This is a genomic window from Oceanimonas sp. MB9 (assembly GCF_011319775.1).
In the GTDB taxonomy this organism is placed as follows: domain Bacteria; phylum Pseudomonadota; class Gammaproteobacteria; order Enterobacterales; family Aeromonadaceae; genus Oceanimonas; species Oceanimonas doudoroffii.
The window spans coordinates 111,029-126,954 of record NZ_VFBE01000010.1; the positions used below are offsets into that span (position 1 = coordinate 111,029).

Here is a 15,926-nt window from a genome sequence, read left to right on the forward strand (position 1 = left end):
CACTGGAGGATAGATTTATGTCACGCTTTGATTTCTCACCCCTGTACCGCTCCGCCATCGGTTTTGATCGCCTGGCGTCCCTGATGGAAAACGCCGCCAGCAATGGCAGCAACGGCAACAGCGGTTATCCCCCCTACAATATCGAGTTGCTCAGCGAGAATCAGTACCGCATCTCCATGGCGGTGGCCGGTTTTGCCCGCAACGAGCTGGAGATCACCAGCCATGAGAACACCCTGATGGTGAAGGGCCACAAGGCCCAGGAGCAGCAGGGCCGCAATTACCTGTATCAGGGCATTGCCGAGCGTGGCTTTGAGCGACGTTTTCAGCTGGCCGATCACATCAAGGTGACCGGCGCCGATCTGGAAAACGGCCTGCTGCACATCGATCTGGTGCGGGAAGTGCCGGAAGCGGCCAAGCCGAGAACCATCAGCATCGGCTGAGCGCGGTTGCACAAACAATTTGTACACACCCATTGACCTATTGCTTGCGATTGGAGGATAGGATTATGAGTCGTTTTGATTTGAGCCCCCTGTACCGTTCCGCCATTGGTTTTGACCGCCTGGTGGGCGATCTGGAACACCTGCTGCACGGCAAGAGCAGCGAGCAGCCGCCCTACAATATCGAAAAGCAGGACGACGACCGTTACCTGATCACGGTGGCGGTGGCCGGTTTCGCCGAGTCAGAGCTGGAACTGTCGGTGGAGCAGAACACCCTGCTGGTTAAGGGCAAGCGCGAACAGCCCGCCAGGGAAAGCCGCTACCTGTATCAGGGCATCAGTGAACGGGACTTTGAACTCAAGTTCCGGCTGGCGGATCACGTACAGGTAAAAGACGCCAAACTGGAGCACGGCCTGCTGCGCATCAGCCTGCTGCGGGAGGTACCGGAAGCACTCAAACCGCGCCGCATTGAAATCGGCGAGGGCCGGGTCCTGGAGCACAAGGACAAATAACCGATAGCTCGATAACACAACGCCGGCGAAAGCCGGCGTTGTTGTTTGTGAGGGCGGGGTAGCGAAGCCACAGCAGGGTTACCTCCACAGACACGCTGCGAGCCCATCCCTGGGGCGCTCGGCACATGCCGTCCCTGGCATGTGACGGTCGGTTCCGGCAATCCCTGCTGCAGCTTCGAGCAACATTGGTGTTGTCTGCATGAAGCCAGTACGTAGGTTGGGATGAGTTTACGAATCCCAACACTTTGCCGACAGCTTGAATGTTGTGAATTCGCTGCGCTCATCGCCAACCTACGCCATAAGCCCATTTCAGTTTTGGCTCTCACCGTAAATCGCCAGCACTTCCTGCGCCAGGATCTCGATGCCGGCTTTCACGTCCGCTTCCGGCTGGGCGTAGTTCAGGCGAATGCATTGCTTGCTGTGAGCCCAATCGTCGTCATCGATGCCGGGGAAGAAGTAGTGCCCCGGTACCACCAGCAGTCCTTTTTGCTTGAGGCGCTGATACAGCTCCTGGCAGTGCACCGGCAGATCCTCAAACCACAGCCACAGAAACAACGCGCCTTCGGGCTTGTGAATATGAAACTGGGGCAGGGGAATGGCCTGTTGCAGCCATTCCACCGCCTGCTGCGCCTTGTTCTGGTAGAAGGGCTTGATAACGTCGTTGCTCAGGCGAATGATGTCGCCGTTCTGAATCATCGGCAGGGTCAGGGCCGGGCCCATGCTGCCCGGCGCCAGATTGACGATGCCGCTGATATTGGTAATGGCCTGCACTATGGTGGGGTTGGCGATCACGATGCCACAGCGCACGCCGGGCAGGCCCAGTTTGGACAGGCTCATGCACAGTATGGTGTTGTCGTTCCAGAACGGCGTGGCATCACTGAAGATGATATTGGGAAAGGGGGTGCCGTAGGCATTGTCGATCAGCAGGGGAATGCCCTTGGCTCGTGCAATGCGATCCAGGTGGCTGATCTCTTCGTCGGTGAGCACGTTGCCGGTGGGATTGGTGGGACGAGAGACGCAGATCAGTCCAATGTCGTCACCCACTTCCAGGCGGTCGAAGTCCACGAAATACTTGAACAGGCCATCGTCAAACCGACGAATTTCCGGCTTGCAGGCCACGAAGTGATCCTCGTCCAGGGCGCTGTCGCCATAGCCGATGTACTCCGGTGCCAGCGGGAACAGCACCTTCTTTTTTCGGCCATTCGCAAATTCACCGGCCAGTAGGTTGAACAGGTAGAAGAAGGCGGTCTGGCTGCCGTTGGTGAGGGCGATGTTTTCCGGGCCCACCTGCCAGCCCAGCTCGTTGGAGAGCAGATCGGCCAGGGCACGAATAAAGCTGTCCTTTCCTTGCGGACCGTCGTAGTTGGCAATGGCTTTCAGCAGGTCTCCGGTTTTCAGCAGCGACTGTGCCTGGCTGTCCAGGTAGGCCATCACCTCGGGAATGGCAGCCGGGTTGCCGCCGCCCAGCATAATGGTGTTGGGGGCGGTCAGGCCCTGGTTGAGATCGTCCATCAGCTGGGTAATGCCGGAGTGACGGGTAAACTTCTGTCCGAAGGCTGAAAATTCCATGTTCGAGCTACCAATTGCGATACGAATGCGAAAGCTTCACGGTATCCGATATTGTGATTGGTGTCGACCGGCCGGCGGTGGTGTTTCACGCTGCCGGTACGTTCCTTGTTTCACGTGAAACAAGGAACGCGCCTTGGCTGGATTGTACCTAGTAGGTGTAGGTTTGGGTGGGACGGGCAAACTTGGACGGTTTGGCTTCATAACTGACCTTGAGCGCCAGTACGGTGCACTTCTCATCCTGCTCCAGCAGCGGGGCCAGTTCGGTGAGCAGTCGTTGACGCTGTGAGGAGTTCTGCCAGTGCTCCCAGCTTTCGATGCTTTGCCAGTTGGAGATGACATAGAAATGGTTGGGATGGTGCACATCCCGGTAGGCATCCCCCTTGAGGAATCCGGGGCGTTCGGTGATTTGCAGCATCAGGTTGCGAATGGTGTCCTGGTAAACGCTCTCCAGTCCTTCCGCCACCCGGCGTTCAATAATGACCTTGATCATCGGCATCGTCCTTGTGCGAGTGAAGTCACATTAAGTATTAACACAAATTCGGTCGATATTGGTAAGACCAGAACAAGAAACCGAGTGGGGTCAGGCTAGGGGCATGAAGGCTTGGTCGGGTGAGTCCATGGCTGACGGCCTCCGGATACAAAAAAGCCCCGCGAATGCGGGGCCTTGAGTGGCTATCTCACCGGCTTATTGCAGCAGGGAGATATCGGCCACACGCAGGAACAGGTTGCGCAGTTGATTCAGCAGGGCCAGGCGGTTGAGGCGAATGGCCTCGTCGTCGGCCATCACCATCACCTGGTCAAAGAAGGCGTCCACGCCCTCGCGCAGGGATGCCAACTCGGCCAGGGCCTTGCTGTAGTCACCGTCGGCAAACAGTGGCGCCAGGCGCTCGGCCAGCTCGGCTACCTGGCCGGCCAGTACCTTCTCGGCGTCGTCCTGCAGCAGCGAGGCATTCACCTCGGTGGCAAGGTCACCCTCGAACTTGGCCAGGATGTTGCCTACGCGCTTGTTGGCGGCGGCCAGGGCGGCGGCGGCCTCCAGTTCGCGGAAGGCGCTTACCGCCTTCACCCGTGCGTCGAAGTCGGCGGGACGGGTGGGGCGACGGGCCAGCACGGCCTGAATCACGTCTACGCCGTAGCCCAGATCCTGATACCAGGAGCGGAACCGGCCCAGCATGAACTCCAGCACGTCATTGGCCACGTTCTCGTTGGAGATCTTGTGGCCGTAGAGGGCGCGAGCCTGGTCGATCAGCATCAGCAGGTCGAGCCGGTAGCCTTTCTCCACGATGATGCGCAGGGCACCCAGGGCGGCGCGGCGCAGGGCGAAGGGGTCTTTGTCACCCTTGGGCGCCTGGCCAATGCCAAAAATACCCACCAGGGTATCCAGCTTGTCGGCCAGGGCCACGGCGGCGGACACGTCCTGGCCGGGCAGATCGTCACCGGCAAAGCGGGGCTGATACTGCTCCTTCAGGGCCAGGGCGACGGCTTCCGGCTCGCCGTCGTGGCGGGCGTAGTGCATGCCCATCACACCCTGAGTGTCGGTGAACTCAAACACCATGTTGGTGACCAGATCACACTTCGACAGCAGGCCGGCGCGCTCGGCCTGGGCCTGGTCGGCACCGATGGCGGCGGCCACATAGCTGGCCAGGGCGCTGATGCGCTCGGACTTTTCCTTGACCGTGCCCAGCTGCTTCTGGAACAGCACGCTGTCGAGCTGCTCCAGGCGGGATGCCAGGGTGGTCTTGCGGTCGGTGTTAAAGAAGAACTCGGCGTCGGCCAGGCGCGGACGCACCACCTTCTCGTTGCCCTGCACGATCTGGCTCGGGTCCTTGGACTCGATATTGGTGACGAAGATGAACTTCGGCAGCAGCCTGCCTTCGGCGTCGTATACCGGGAAGTACTTCTGATCACCCTTCATGGTGTACACCAGGGCCTCGGCCGGTACCTTGAGGAATGCTTCTTCAAAAGAGGCGGTCAGCACCACCGGCCACTCCACCAGTGACGTCACTTCTTCCAGCAGATCGTTTTCCAGATCGGCCACGCCACCCACGGCGGCGGCGGCATCCTTGACGCCGGCTTCGATAATGGCCTTGCGGCGCTCAAAGTCGGCCAGTACCTTGCCGCGGCTTTCAAGCTGTTCGGCATAGTGGTCGGCGTGATCGAGCTGGAATTCCCGCTCGCCCATAAAGCGATGGCCGCGAATGGTGCGGGCAGAGTCCACGCCCAGAATGGTGGCAGGCAACAGTTCTTCACCCAGCAGCAGGGTGAGGGTGTGCACCGGACGAATAAACTGGGTGGCCTTGTCGCCCCAGCGCATGGCCTTGGGGATAGGCAGCTTGTTCAGGGCCTGCTCCACCATGGCGGGCAGCAGCTCGGCGGCGGGCTGGCCCTGAATGTCGGCCAGGTGCACCAGCCATTCACCCTTGTCGGTCTTCAGGCGACCGGCCTGCTCCACACTGATACCGTTGCCCCGGGCCCAGCCCATGGCGGCCTTGGTGGGGTTGCCGTCGGCATCAAAGGCCGCCTGCACCGCAGGGCCGCGTTTTTCAATCTGCTTGTCGGGCTGGGCCGTGGCCAGCCCGCTAACCTGCACCGCCAGCCGGCGGGGGGCGGCGAACCAGCGAATGTCGGCAAAGGCCAAATCGGCACTGTTGAGTTCGTTTTGCAGGTTGTCGGCAAAGGCCTGACCCAGGCTGCGCAGGGCCTTGGGCGGCAGCTCTTCGGTACCGATTTCTACCAGGAAATTCTGTTCAGCCATGCCCTTATCCTTCTTTTTTGCACATGGGGAAACCGAGGGCCTCGCGGGACGCGTAGTAGGCTTCGGCAACGGCCTTGGTCAGGGTGCGAATGCGCAGTATGTAGCGCTGACGCTCGGTCACCGAAATGGCCTTGCGCGCATCCAGCAGGTTAAAGGCGTGGCCGGCCTTGAGAATGCGCTCGTAGGCGGGCAGGGGCAGGGGCTTTTCCAGCTCCAGCAGCCGCTGGCATTCCTTTTCACACTGCTCGAAAAAGCCGAACAGGAAGTCGACGTCGGCGTGTTCAAAGTTGTAGGTGGACTGCTCCACCTCGTTCTGGTGAAAGATGTCGCCGTAGGTGGTCTTGCCCAGGGGGCCATCGCACCACACCAGATCGTAAACCGAGTCCACGCCCTGAATGTACATGGCCAGTCGTTCCAGGCCGTAGGTGATTTCGCCGGTCACCGGCTTGCACTCCAGGCCGCCTACCTGCTGGAAGTAGGTGAACTGGGTCACTTCCATGCCGTTGAGCCACACTTCCCAGCCCAGGCCCCAGGCCCCAAGGGTGGGGTTTTCCCAGTTGTCTTCCACGAAGCGAATATCATGCACCTGAGGGTCCAGACCCAATGCCTCGAGCGAGCCCAGATACAGCTCCTGCAGGTTGTCCGGTGACGGCTTGATGATGACCTGAAACTGGTAATAGTGCTGCAGACGGTTGGGGTTTTCGCCGTAACGGCCGTCGGTAGGACGACGGGAAGGCTGTACGTAGGCGGCAGCCATGGGTTCGGGGCCGATGGCCCGCAGGCAGGTCATGGGGTGGGAAGTGCCGGCACCCACTTCCATGTCCAGTGGCTGCACTATGGTGCAGCCCTGGCGGGCCCAGTAATCCTGCAATGTCAGGATCAGTCCCTGAAAGGTATTGATATCGAATTTTTGCATGATGTTAGCGCCTTGATATAGGTGCATTCGCTGAGTGAAACTAGGCTACCGAGTATACCCGCTGGTCCGGTGCGAATATAGGCTGAATTGGGGAGGAGCCATGGTGCAACGCTGTGCCTGGGTCAATCAGGACCCGCGATACATTGATTATCATGACCATGAATGGGGCGTGCCCGAGCGCGACGGCCGCGCCCTGTTTGAGAAGCTGTGTCTCGACGGCCAGCAGGCGGGCCTGAGCTGGTTTGTAATTCTTTGCAAGATACCGGCCTACCGTGAGGCCTTTGCCGGCTTTGAGCCGGCACGGCTGGCCGGTTTTACCGAGCAGGATGTGGAGCGGTTGATGCAGAATGCCGGCATCGTGCGCAACCGGCGCAAAATCGAGTCCATTATCACCAATGCCCGCGCCTACCTGGCGATGGAGGAGGAAGGCATCGACTTCAGCCGCTGGCTGTGGGCGTTCGTGGGCGGCCAGCCGGTCATCAATCTCTGGGCCGAGTCTGCCGCCGTGCCGGCGACCACGCCGGAGTCCGATGCCATGGCGCGGGCGCTCAAGAAACGGGGCTTTGCCTTTGTGGGCAGCACCACCTGCTACGCCTTTATGCAGGCCACCGGCATGGTGAACGATCACCTGCTGACTTGCCATTGCCATCCCGCCAACGTCAGTCGTTGACCGCAAGCTTCATTCCGGACTTGGTTTATGGCGGGCAGCGGGGCTATATTGTCGCTTACTTGTGCTTTTTGAACGGGATATACCATGAAGAAGATTTGTCTGGCCGTGGCGGCGGCACTGGCTCTTTCCGCCTGTACCACCAATCCTTACACCGGCGAACGTCAGACTTCCAAGGCCGCCATCGGCAGCGGCATTGGTGCCCTGGCCGGCGCGGTGATCGGCGGCGCGTCCGCCAGCTCCAGCGATCGTGAAAAAGGCATTCTGATCGGTGCCGCCAGTGGTGCTGCCCTGGGCGGCGGTGTGGGTTACTACATGGACGTGCAGGAAGCCAAGCTGCGGGATCGCATGCAGGGCACTGGCGTCAGCGTGACTCGCAACGGTGATCAGATCATTCTCAATATGCCCAGCAATGTGACCTTTGCGGTCGACAGCGCCGATCTGTCCCCCAGCTTCTACAATACCCTGAGTGGCGTGGCCATGGTGCTGAAAGAGTACGACAAGACCTGGGTAAACGTGGTGGGCCACACCGACAACACCGGCTCTGCCAGCCACAACCAGACCCTGTCCGAGCGTCGTGCCGCCACCGTGGGTCAGTTCCTGATCAGCCAGGGTGCCGCTGCCAACCGCTTCAATATTCGCGGTGTGGGTTTCAACCAGCCCATCGCCAGCAACGCCACCGAACAGGGCCGCGCCCAGAATCGCCGGGTAGAAATCACCCTGAGCCCCATGGGTTAAGCGACACACTCGGCAAGTTGATGAAAAATGCCCGCATATGCGGGCATTTTTTATGACATCAGCGTCAGCAGAGCCATCCATAGCGGCAATATCGCCATGGCCAGCAGGGTCTGCCCGGTAATGATGGCGGCCATCAGGGGCGCATTACCGCCCATCTGGCGCGCCAGAATGTAGGATGAGGTGGCGGTGGGCAGGGCGCTGAACAACACCACCACTCCCAGCTCCACCGGGGCCAGATTTATCGCCCAGCCGATGGCTGCTGCCAACATCGGAAACAGGCCGAACTTGATGGCGCAGGCCTGCCAGAAAGCAAAGCCGGTGCCTTTCAGGGCGGAAAGCTGCAGGGCGACTCCCACCGCAATCAGCCCCAGGGGCAAGGCCGCCTGCCCGGCCAGCGCCAGGGTGTCCTGACTCCATCCCGGCAGTCCGATGCCGGTGATATTGAGGGCGATGCCGGCCAGGCAGGCCAACAGCAGGGGGTTTCTGGCCAGTGCCCTGAATGCTCCCCAGATTCCTGCCTGGCCGTAGCTGCCGCTGGCCACAAAGATCAGCACGCATAATACGTTGACCAGCGGCACCATGATGGCGATGGCCACGGCGGCGGCGGTCAGGCCGGTCTCGCCGTAAAGCGCGGCCGCCCCGGCCACACCCACATAGGTATTGAAACGCAATGCTCCCTGAAATACCGAGGTAAAGGCGGGCATGTCCGCTCCCAGACGATGGCGGTTCAGCCACAGGCCAAGGGCAAACAGGGAAAGCATGCCGGCCAGCAGGCCGACCATGCCGGCAAAGGCCACCTGGCTGAAGTCGGCGGTGGCCAGGGTGCTGATCAGCATGGCGGGAAACAGCAGGAAATAGATAAAGCGCTCCGCCTCTGCCCAGAAGTGTTCCCCGGGAAAGCGCAGGCGCCTGAGCAGTACCCCGGTCAGGATCAACAGAAACAGGGGGCCAAGGGCATGGCTGACGGCGAGCATGGACATTCCTTCTGGATATCGGGAGAGGGAATGCCAGCTTAGCAGCCTTGTGTCGGCGCGCCCACAGGCCTTTGGTCAAAGCGGTTGGCGCGGGCGAAGAAACGCGCTCAGTCGCCTTTTTGAATCAGAAAGTGATAAGGCAGCTCTTCTACCTGGCTGGACAACAACTGATGGTCCATAAAGCGGCAGAAACTGGGAATGTCGCGGGTGGTGGAGGGATCGTCGGCGGTGATCAGCAGGGTTTCACCGGCGGCCATGGTGCGCACCTGTTTGCGCACCATCATCACCGGCTCCGGGCAGCGCAGGCCGGTGGCGTCGAGGTGGTGGTGAGCATCGAAAAGAGAAGCGGTCATATCGGTCAATCAGGTTATAAAAACCCGCCTATCTTAATGCTGCCGAAAAAATGGTCAACCCCTTACTCCTCGCGTCTCACCCCTCACAGTCTTTCAAACACGGTCGCGATGCCCTGGCCCATGCCGATGCACATGGTGGCCAGCCCCAGGGTTGCGTCCCGCTGCTCCATCAGGTTAATCAGGGTGGTGCAAATGCGTGCCCCCGAGCAGCCCAGCGGATGTCCCAGGGCGATGGCGCCGCCGTTAAGGTTGACCCTGTCGTCCAGGGTGTCGAGCAGTTGCAGCTCCTTCAGCACCGCCAGCGACTGGGCGGCAAAGGCTTCGTTCAATTCGAACAGCTCAATGTCATCAAGAGTGAGGCTGGCGCGCTTTAGCGCCTTGTGTACCGCCGGCACCGGTCCCATACCCATGATGGACGGCTCGCAGCCGGCCACCGTCATGGCGCGCACTCGTGCCCTGGGTTTCAGCTTGAGGGCGGCGGCCCGGGCCGACGACATCACCAGCATGGCGGCGGCACCATCCGACAGCGCCGAGGAACTGCCGGCGGTGACGGTGCCGTTGGCAGGATCAAACACAGGACGCAGGCCGGCCAGTGACTCCAGGCTGGTGTCGGGCCGAATCACCTCGTCGGTCTCAAGGTTAAACAGGGCGCCGTCTGTATCATGACCCCGTGTTGCCAGAATTTCGTGATTGAAGCGGCCCTGTACCGTGGCTTCATGAGCGCGCTGGTGAGAGCGCAGGGCAAAGGCGTCCTGTTGTTCCCGACTGATGTGGTGCATTCTGGCCAGCATTTCGGCGGTCAGGCCCATCATGCCGGCGGCTTTGGCCACGTTCAGGGCCAACCCGGGGTGAAAGTCCACGCCGTGATCCATGGGCACATGGCCCATGTGCTCCACGCCGCCGATCATAACGATGTCGCCGTCGCCCACCATAATGGCGCGGGCGGCATCGTGCAGCGCCTGCATGGAGCTGCCGCACAGCCGGTTCACGGTGACCGCGCTGACCGATTTGGGCAGGCCGGCCAGCAGGGCGGCATTGCGGCCAATATTAAAGCCCTGCTCCAGGGTTTGCTGCACGCAGCCCCAGACAATGTCGTCGATATCCTTGGCGGCCAGCGCCGGGTTGCGGGCCAGCAGCCCCTGCATCAGGTGCGCCGACAGATCCTCGGCGCGCACATGGCGAAAGGCGCCGCCCTTGGAGCGGCCCATGGGGGTGCGAATGCAATCCACGATGACTACGTCGTTCATGCTCAGTCTCCTGCCGCCAGTCAGTAAAAGGTTTCACCGTTTTGCGCCATGTGGCGCAGCCGGTCGCTGACCTGATAGAGCGGGCCCAGCCCGGTATGGCGATCCGCCATGGTCAGGTAGGCGTTCAGCCCCAGGGTGTCGAGCCAGCGAAACACGCCGCCGCGAAAGGGCGGAAAGCCCAGACCATAGACCAGCGCCATGTCCGCCTCGGCGGGCGAGGCGATAATGTTTTCCTCCAGGCAACGCACCACCTCGTTGACCATGGGCACCATCATGCGCGCCACGATGTCGTCCTGCTCAAAGGTGCGCGGCTCGCCATGGTGCCGGGCAAGCAGCGTTCGGGCAGCATCGTCGCCGGTTTTCTGCAGCCGGCCCTTTTGGTCCTGTTGCCAGTGGTAAAAGCCATGGCCGTTTTTCTGGCCCAGCAATTGTTGTTCAAACATCAGGTCGATGGCGGTGCTGCCGTTTTGCTGCATTCGGTCGGGAAAGCCTTGTGCCATCACCGCGGCGGCATGGTGGGCGGTGTCCATACCCACCACGTCGAGCAGCCGGGCCGGGCCCATGGGCCAGCCAAACTGGCGTTCCATCACCCTGTCTATATCAGCAAAGTCGGCGCCGTCGGCGAGCAGCCGGTTAAAGCCAAAAAAGTAGGGGAACAGCACTCGGTTGACAAAAAAGCCGGGACAGTCGTTGACCACTATGGGGGTCTTGCCCATGGCCGCGGCACAGGCCACCACCCGGTTGATGGTGTCGTCGCTGCTGTGCTCGCCACGAATGATTTCCACCAGGGGCATTCGGTGCACCGGGTTGAAAAAGTGCATGCCGCAAAATTTGTCTGGGCGCCGCAGGTTGTTTGCCAGGATGGAGATGGGAATGGTGGAGGTATTGGAGGCAATCACGGTATCCGCACCGACCTTTTGCTCCACTTCCGCCAGCACCTTGGCCTTTACATCGGGGTTTTCCACCACGGCTTCCACCACCAGGCCCACCCCGTCCAGCTCGTCATTACTCAGGGTGGGGCGAATATGTGAGAGCACCCCGGCCAGGCGGGCGCCGTCGATTTTGCCGCGCTCCAGCTGCCGAGTGAGTCGCTTGCCGGCTTCACTCATGCCCAGGGCCAGGGCGTCATTATTGATGTCCTTCATCACCGCTGGAATACCCCTGACCGCCGCCTGGCAGGCGATGCCACCGCCCATGATGCCGGCCCCCAGCACCGCCAGACGCGTTACCGGGGCGGCGTTTCTGGCGGCCTGTTTGGCCTTGCCCTTGACCACCTGGTCATTGAGGAAAATGCCCACCAGCGCATGCGCCGCCGGTGTGCGGGTGAGCTTGATAAAGTTATCCTGCTCCACTTGCAGAGCGTCATCGCGGCCCATGCCGGCGGCGGCTTCAATGGTGTTAACCGCCATCATGGGGGCGGGATAATGGTGCCCGGCCCTGGCCGCCACCATGCCTTTGGCGGTGGTAAAGCTCATGGCGGCTTCCACAGGGCTCAGGGTAAGGGGGCCGGTTTTTTGCCGGCGGCGGTCCTGCCAGTTGTGCTCATTGGCCTGTTGCAACAGCCGAATGCCGGCCTCCCTTAGTTTGTCAGTGCTGACTACCGCATCCAGAAGGCCCAGCTTCAGGCAGGCATTCGCATCCTGATCCCGGCCCGTGGTGATCCATTCCATGGCGTTATCGGCACCCAGCAGCCGGGGCAGGCGAACCGTGCCGCCAAAGCCGGGCATGATGCCCAGCTTGGTTTCCGGCAGGCCGATGCGGGCGCTGGCGTCACCCAGACGAAAGTCGGTGGCCAGTATACATTCACAGCCGCCGCCCAGGGCGTAGCCACGCACCAGGCTCAGGGTGGGAAAGGGCAAGTCCTCCAGGCGGTTGAACAGGGCGTTGGCGCGACTAAGCCAGCCGGCCAGCTCGGCCTCGGGCAGCGCAAACTTGTCGAGAAATTCGGTGATGTCGGCGCCCACAATAAAGGTGTCTTTGGCGCTGGTTATCATCAGGCCGCAGATGTCTTGCCGTTGCGCCAGTGCGTCCAGGGCCGCTTCCAGCGACAGCAGGGTGCGGCTGTCCAGCTTGTTGACGCTGCCGGGTGCATTCAGGCTCAGCTCGGCAATGCCATTGCTTTGCCGCGTGATCGAAAGGGTTTCGCCTTGGTAGATCATGTCAATCGCTCCTTGAAGTCCCTGACGCGCCGCCTGATACAACCGGGCGTGATGCAATCACTATGGACAGTAACAAGGTACTTTTCAACGTGCTTTAAAACATGTGTTTGAATCCGTGGCAAAGGTGGAACAGTGAAGAGGCGGTGGCCTTTGATGGCTGTGTTATCATGGCCGGCCTTGTAAGAAATGCCCTTCGATCGAGGGCGGTGAGACCTGTTCAGGGATGGTTTATGGCCTTTACACCTTACGTGATTCCGGCTGCCCCCGTGGTGTGGGAGCAGGAAATCAAAAAAAGCCGTTTTATCGCCTGTCTGGCGCACACGCCCAATGCCGAGGCGGCCAAGGCCTTTATCGAACGGTTACGGGCGGAATATCCCGATGCCCGCCACCATTGCTCGGCCTTTATTGCCGGTGCGCCGAACGATTCCCAGGCGTTGGGCTTCGGTGATGACGGAGAGCCGTCGGGTACCGCCGGTCGGCCCATGCTGGCCGTGCTACAGGGGGCGGGCATCGGTGAAATCACCGCCGTGGTGGTGCGCTACTTTGGTGGCATCAAGCTGGGCACCGGTGGCCTGGTGCGCGCCTATGGCAGTTCGGTGAACGGCGCCCTGGCCGAGCTCACCACCATGGAAAAGGTGATTGAGGGGCGGCTGGCATTGTCTGCCGACTACAGTGATATGGCGCAGCTGGAGAGCCTGCTGGCACAAAACGGCGCTGGCTGGGAAAAGGTGGACTATGGCGCCGTCGTCAGCGGGGTACTGCGGGTAGACATGCGACTGCGCGACACCCTGGTGCGGCAGATAAAAGACAGAACCCAGGGAAGGGTGATTGCGCGCCCGATCACCGATTAACACTCGAGCTTTGGAACAAGCATGCATATTCGCACCATTATTCGCATCGTGGGCATTCTGGTCGCCCTGTTCAGTGTCACCATGCTGGCACCGGCGCTGGTCGCCTATATCTATCGGGATGGCGCCGGGCTCGACTTTTTCAGTGCTTTTGTCATTTGTCTGATCCTGGGGCTGGCATTGTGGTTCCCCAACAGGGCGCACCATCAGGATCTGCGAGCCAAGGAAGGCTTTCTGATCGTGGTGTTGTTCTGGACGGTGCTGGGCAGCGTGGGGGCTATTCCCTTTTTGCTCAGCGCCGAGCCGGACATGACGGTCGCTGAGGCCTTTTTTGAATCCTTTTCCGGCCTGACCACCACCGGCGCCACCGTTATCAGCGGCCTCGACCATCTGCCCAAGGCCATCCTGTTTTATCGCCAGATGCTGCAGTGGCTGGGCGGCATGGGCATTATCGTGCTGGCGGTGGCGATACTGCCGATACTGGGTATCGGGGGCATGCAGCTGTTTCGGGCCGAGATTCCCGGTCCGGTCAAGGACAACAAGGTGGCGCCGCGCATTGCCGAAACTGCCAAGGCGCTATGGTATATCTACCTGGTGCTGACCATTGCCTGCGCCTTGCTGCTGTGGCTGGCGGGCATGAATCTGTTCGACGCCATCTGTCATGCCTTTTCCACCGTAGCCATCGGCGGCTTCTCTACCTACGACGCCAGTGTGGGGTACTTTAACAGCCCGATGATCAACCTGGTTATTGTGGTGTTTCTTATCATCGCCGGGGTTAACTTCAGCCTGCATTTTGCCGCCTTTTCCAGCCGGGGCACGCGACTGTCGGTTTACCGGCTGGATCCCGAGCTTAAGGTGTTTATCGGTGTGCAGCTGGCGCTCACCCTGATCTGTATGTCGGTGCTGCTGGCGCATCAGGTTTACAGTGATCCCTGGCAAGCCCTGGATCAGGCCTTGTTCCAGTCGGTGTCCATTGCCACCACCGCCGGGTTCAGCACCACCGGCTTTGCAGAGTGGCCGTTGTTTTTGCCGATATTGCTGATGTTTGCCTCCTGTATTGGTGGTTGCGCCGGCAGTACCGGCGGCGGCATCAAGGTGGTGCGTATCATGCTGCTCAACCTTCAGGGCATGCGCGAACTCAAGCGGCTGATCCACCCGCGGGCCGTCTACAGAATAAAGCTTGGCAACAAGGCGCTAGCTGATAGAGTGGTTGAGGCGGTCTGGGGCTTCTTTGCCGCCTATGCACTGGTGTTTGTACTGTGCATGCTGGCGCTGTTGGCTACCGGTATGGATGAACTCACCGCCTTTACCGCCGTGGTGGCTACCCTGAATAATCTGGGCCCGGGCCTGGGCGAGGTGGCCGCTAATTTCGGCACGACCACCGACGGTGCCAAGTGGATAATGGTGCTGGCCATGCTGTTCGGACGTCTGGAAATATTTACCCTGTTGGTGCTGTTTACGCCGGCCTTCTGGCGCAGCTGATTGAGGAGTCTATGGAAAAACTGTTGGTGCTTTATTCATCCCGCAATGGTCAGACCCACAAGATCATTGAGGCGATGCGGCCGGAATTCAGTGGTTATGACGTGGAACTGGTGGATTTGCACACCAACCCCAAGAAAAACCTGAGCAAGTACGACAAGGTGCTGCTGGGGGCTTCCATTCGCTACGGCCGTTTTCACGACAGCCTGTACACCTTTATCCACACCCACAGTGAGCAGCTGGCGGTCGCCGACTCCGCTTTCTTCTGTGTTTGCCTGACCGCCCGCAAGCCGGAAAAGGCGGTGCCGGGCAATAACGCCTACATCAAGAAGTTTCTGGCCCGTTCTCCCTGGCGGCCGCGTACCATAGGCGTGTTTGCCGGGGCACTGAAATACAGTGAGTACAACTGGTGGCAGACCCGTATCATTCAGCTGATCATGAAAATCACCGGCGGCAGCACGGATACCAGTCAGGATCTGGAGTTCACCGACTGGGACAAGGTCAGGGAGTTTGCGAAGAAAATCGCAGGGCGGGGCTGATTTAGCGCAACATAAATACAGCAAAAAGCGGTTTTGGTATGTTTTTCATACGAAATCGCTTTTTTTAATAAAAATGTCAAAAAAGCCCTTGCGCAAAATCGGCGGCTCCCTATAATGCGCCCTCACTGACACGGCGGAACACGCCAACGGTCACAAACGTTGAAAGCGAACAAAACAAAGTTCAAATCAACGCTTGACGAACACCAAGGATTGCGTAGAATACGCAGCCCTGACCCGCTGAAGGGTCAACGCTCTTTAACAATTTATCAAGCAAACTGTGTGGGCACTCGCAGGATGTTGGGAAACAAAAAAATATTGTTTTTCAATGTTGTGTGAAGTGCACTAGAAATAGCAGCAATTCAGATATTCATTGAGCATCAAATCTTTAATTGAAGAGTTTGATCATGGCTCAGATTGAACGCTGGCGGCAGGCCTAACACATGCAAGTCGAGCGGTAACAGGAGAGTAGCTTGCTACTTTTGCTGACGAGCGGCGGACGGGTGAGTAATACTTGGGGATCTGCCCGGTCGAGGGGGATAACCGTTGGAAACGACGGCTAATACCGCATACGCCCTACGGGGGAAAGCAGGGGACCTTCGGGCCTTGCGCGATTGGATGAACCCAAGTGAGATTAGCTAGTTGGTGAGGTAACGGCTCACCAAGGCGACGATCTCTAGCTGGTCTGAGAGGATGACCAGTCACACTGGGACTGAGACACGGCCCAGACTCCTAC

At 60.0% G+C, this 15,926-nt stretch carries 15 protein-coding genes and 1 rRNA gene; 8 read left to right on the top strand and 8 right to left on the bottom strand.

The genetic code is table 11. From position 1 onward, the window contains the following. Positions 1 to 17: 17 nt before the first annotated feature. Together OJHNALOF_RS16075 and OJHNALOF_RS16080 are read left to right on the top strand one after the other, a co-directional pair. Complete coding sequence (locus OJHNALOF_RS16075; RefSeq protein WP_094201931.1) at positions 18 to 440, top strand: Hsp20 family protein; 423 nt, start codon at positions 18 to 20, stop codon at positions 438 to 440. Positions 441 to 505: 65 nt separating this feature from the next. After that, entirely contained in the window at positions 506 to 949 is a 444-nt protein-coding gene (locus OJHNALOF_RS16080) for an Hsp20 family protein (RefSeq protein ID WP_094201930.1), read from the top strand. A 309-nt stretch (positions 950 to 1,258) separates the two neighbouring features. On the opposite strand, the gene OJHNALOF_RS16085 is transcribed toward OJHNALOF_RS16080, so the two are convergent. The 4 genes from OJHNALOF_RS16085 to glyQ all read right to left on the bottom strand — a co-directional run bounded on the left by OJHNALOF_RS16085 (position 1,259) and on the right by glyQ (position 6,189). Then, on the bottom strand, positions 1,259 to 2,518 hold the full coding sequence (locus OJHNALOF_RS16085; RefSeq protein WP_165662679.1) for a valine--pyruvate transaminase: 1,260 nt from the start codon (positions 2,516 to 2,518) through the stop codon (positions 1,259 to 1,261). Between the two features lie 148 nt (positions 2,519 to 2,666). Beyond that, positions 2,667 to 3,008, bottom strand: a complete 342-nt coding sequence (locus tag OJHNALOF_RS16090) for an antibiotic biosynthesis monooxygenase (protein ID WP_165662680.1) — start codon at positions 3,006 to 3,008, stop codon at positions 2,667 to 2,669. A 195-nt stretch (positions 3,009 to 3,203) separates the two neighbouring features. Next, positions 3,204 to 5,273, bottom strand: coding sequence for a glycine--tRNA ligase subunit beta (gene glyS / locus OJHNALOF_RS16095; RefSeq protein WP_094201927.1), 2,070 nt, complete (start codon positions 5,271 to 5,273; stop codon positions 3,204 to 3,206). Positions 5,274 to 5,277: 4 nt separating this feature from the next. Continuing rightward, positions 5,278 to 6,189 (bottom strand): glycine--tRNA ligase subunit alpha, encoded by a 912-nt coding sequence (gene glyQ / locus OJHNALOF_RS16100; protein ID WP_094201926.1) that lies wholly within the window; start codon positions 6,187 to 6,189, stop codon positions 5,278 to 5,280. Positions 6,190 to 6,289: 100 nt separating this feature from the next. On the opposite strand from glyQ, the gene OJHNALOF_RS16105 reads away from it, so the two are divergent. Beyond that, complete coding sequence (locus tag OJHNALOF_RS16105; protein WP_165662681.1) at positions 6,290 to 6,859, top strand: DNA-3-methyladenine glycosylase I; 570 nt, start codon at positions 6,290 to 6,292, stop codon at positions 6,857 to 6,859. Between the two features lie 84 nt (positions 6,860 to 6,943). Continuing rightward, entirely contained in the window at positions 6,944 to 7,594 is a 651-nt protein-coding gene (locus OJHNALOF_RS16110) for an OmpA family lipoprotein (protein ID WP_165662682.1), read from the top strand. Positions 7,595 to 7,644: 50 nt separating this feature from the next. Here OJHNALOF_RS16110 and OJHNALOF_RS16115 read toward each other — a convergent pair whose 3' ends face one another. The 4 genes from OJHNALOF_RS16115 to fadB all read right to left on the bottom strand — a co-directional run bounded on the left by OJHNALOF_RS16115 (position 7,645) and on the right by fadB (position 12,327). Next, positions 7,645 to 8,568 carry an AEC family transporter gene (locus tag OJHNALOF_RS16115; protein ID WP_165662683.1) on the bottom strand — a complete coding sequence of 308 codons (924 nt, stop codon included), beginning with the start codon at positions 8,566 to 8,568 and terminating at the stop codon, positions 7,645 to 7,647. A gap of 107 nt (positions 8,569 to 8,675) precedes the next feature. Then, positions 8,676 to 8,921, bottom strand: a complete 246-nt coding sequence (gene tusA, locus OJHNALOF_RS16120) for a sulfurtransferase TusA (protein WP_094201922.1) — start codon at positions 8,919 to 8,921, stop codon at positions 8,676 to 8,678. 83 nt (positions 8,922 to 9,004) lie between these two features. Beyond that, positions 9,005 to 10,168: an acetyl-CoA C-acyltransferase FadA gene (gene fadA / locus OJHNALOF_RS16125; RefSeq protein WP_165662684.1), complete on the bottom strand. Its 1,164-nt coding sequence runs from the start codon at positions 10,166 to 10,168 to the stop codon at positions 9,005 to 9,007. A gap of 20 nt (positions 10,169 to 10,188) precedes the next feature. Further along, complete coding sequence (gene fadB, locus OJHNALOF_RS16130) at positions 10,189 to 12,327, bottom strand: fatty acid oxidation complex subunit alpha FadB (RefSeq protein WP_165662685.1); 2,139 nt, start codon at positions 12,325 to 12,327, stop codon at positions 10,189 to 10,191. Between the two features lie 230 nt (positions 12,328 to 12,557). On the opposite strand from fadB, the gene OJHNALOF_RS16135 reads away from it, so the two are divergent. The 4 genes from OJHNALOF_RS16135 to OJHNALOF_RS16150 all read left to right on the top strand — a co-directional run. Continuing rightward, complete coding sequence (locus OJHNALOF_RS16135) at positions 12,558 to 13,178, top strand: YigZ family protein (RefSeq protein WP_094201919.1); 621 nt, start codon at positions 12,558 to 12,560, stop codon at positions 13,176 to 13,178. Positions 13,179 to 13,199: 21 nt separating this feature from the next. Continuing rightward, positions 13,200 to 14,657, top strand: a complete 1,458-nt coding sequence (locus OJHNALOF_RS16140) for a TrkH family potassium uptake protein (RefSeq protein ID WP_094201918.1) — start codon at positions 13,200 to 13,202, stop codon at positions 14,655 to 14,657. A gap of 11 nt (positions 14,658 to 14,668) precedes the next feature. Continuing rightward, entirely contained in the window at positions 14,669 to 15,193 is a 525-nt protein-coding gene (gene hemG, locus OJHNALOF_RS16145) for a menaquinone-dependent protoporphyrinogen IX dehydrogenase (RefSeq protein WP_165662686.1), read from the top strand. A 386-nt stretch (positions 15,194 to 15,579) separates the two neighbouring features. Further along, positions 15,580 to 15,926, top strand: a 16S ribosomal RNA gene (locus OJHNALOF_RS16150); the annotation flags it as partial.

Bases quoted from the DNA above. Each gene is read 5' to 3' on its own strand.
- glyQ (WP_094201926.1), bottom strand. From the start codon at position 6,189: ATGCAAAAATTCGATATCAATACCTTTCAGGGACTGATCCTGACATTG.
- OJHNALOF_RS16105 (WP_165662681.1), top strand. From the start codon at position 6,290: ATGGTGCAACGCTGTGCCTGGGTCAATCAGGACCCGCGATACATTGAT.
- OJHNALOF_RS16140 (WP_094201918.1), top strand. From the start codon at position 13,200: ATGCATATTCGCACCATTATTCGCATCGTGGGCATTCTGGTCGCCCTG.
- fadB (WP_165662685.1), bottom strand. From the start codon at position 12,327: ATGATCTACCAAGGCGAAACCCTTTCGATCACGCGGCAAAGCAATGGC.
- glyS (WP_094201927.1), bottom strand. From the start codon at position 5,273: ATGGCTGAACAGAATTTCCTGGTAGAAATCGGTACCGAAGAGCTGCCG.
- OJHNALOF_RS16135 (WP_094201919.1), top strand. From the start codon at position 12,558: ATGGCCTTTACACCTTACGTGATTCCGGCTGCCCCCGTGGTGTGGGAG.
- fadA (WP_165662684.1), bottom strand. From the start codon at position 10,168: ATGAACGACGTAGTCATCGTGGATTGCATTCGCACCCCCATGGGCCGC.
- OJHNALOF_RS16085 (WP_165662679.1), bottom strand. From the start codon at position 2,518: ATGGAATTTTCAGCCTTCGGACAGAAGTTTACCCGTCACTCCGGCATT.
- OJHNALOF_RS16080 (WP_094201930.1), top strand. From the start codon at position 506: ATGAGTCGTTTTGATTTGAGCCCCCTGTACCGTTCCGCCATTGGTTTT.
- OJHNALOF_RS16090 (WP_165662680.1), bottom strand. From the start codon at position 3,008: ATGATCAAGGTCATTATTGAACGCCGGGTGGCGGAAGGACTGGAGAGC.
- hemG (WP_165662686.1), top strand. From the start codon at position 14,669: ATGGAAAAACTGTTGGTGCTTTATTCATCCCGCAATGGTCAGACCCAC.
- OJHNALOF_RS16110 (WP_165662682.1), top strand. From the start codon at position 6,944: ATGAAGAAGATTTGTCTGGCCGTGGCGGCGGCACTGGCTCTTTCCGCC.
- OJHNALOF_RS16115 (WP_165662683.1), bottom strand. From the start codon at position 8,568: ATGCTCGCCGTCAGCCATGCCCTTGGCCCCCTGTTTCTGTTGATCCTG.
- tusA (WP_094201922.1), bottom strand. From the start codon at position 8,921: ATGACCGCTTCTCTTTTCGATGCTCACCACCACCTCGACGCCACCGGC.
- OJHNALOF_RS16075 (WP_094201931.1), top strand. From the start codon at position 18: ATGTCACGCTTTGATTTCTCACCCCTGTACCGCTCCGCCATCGGTTTT.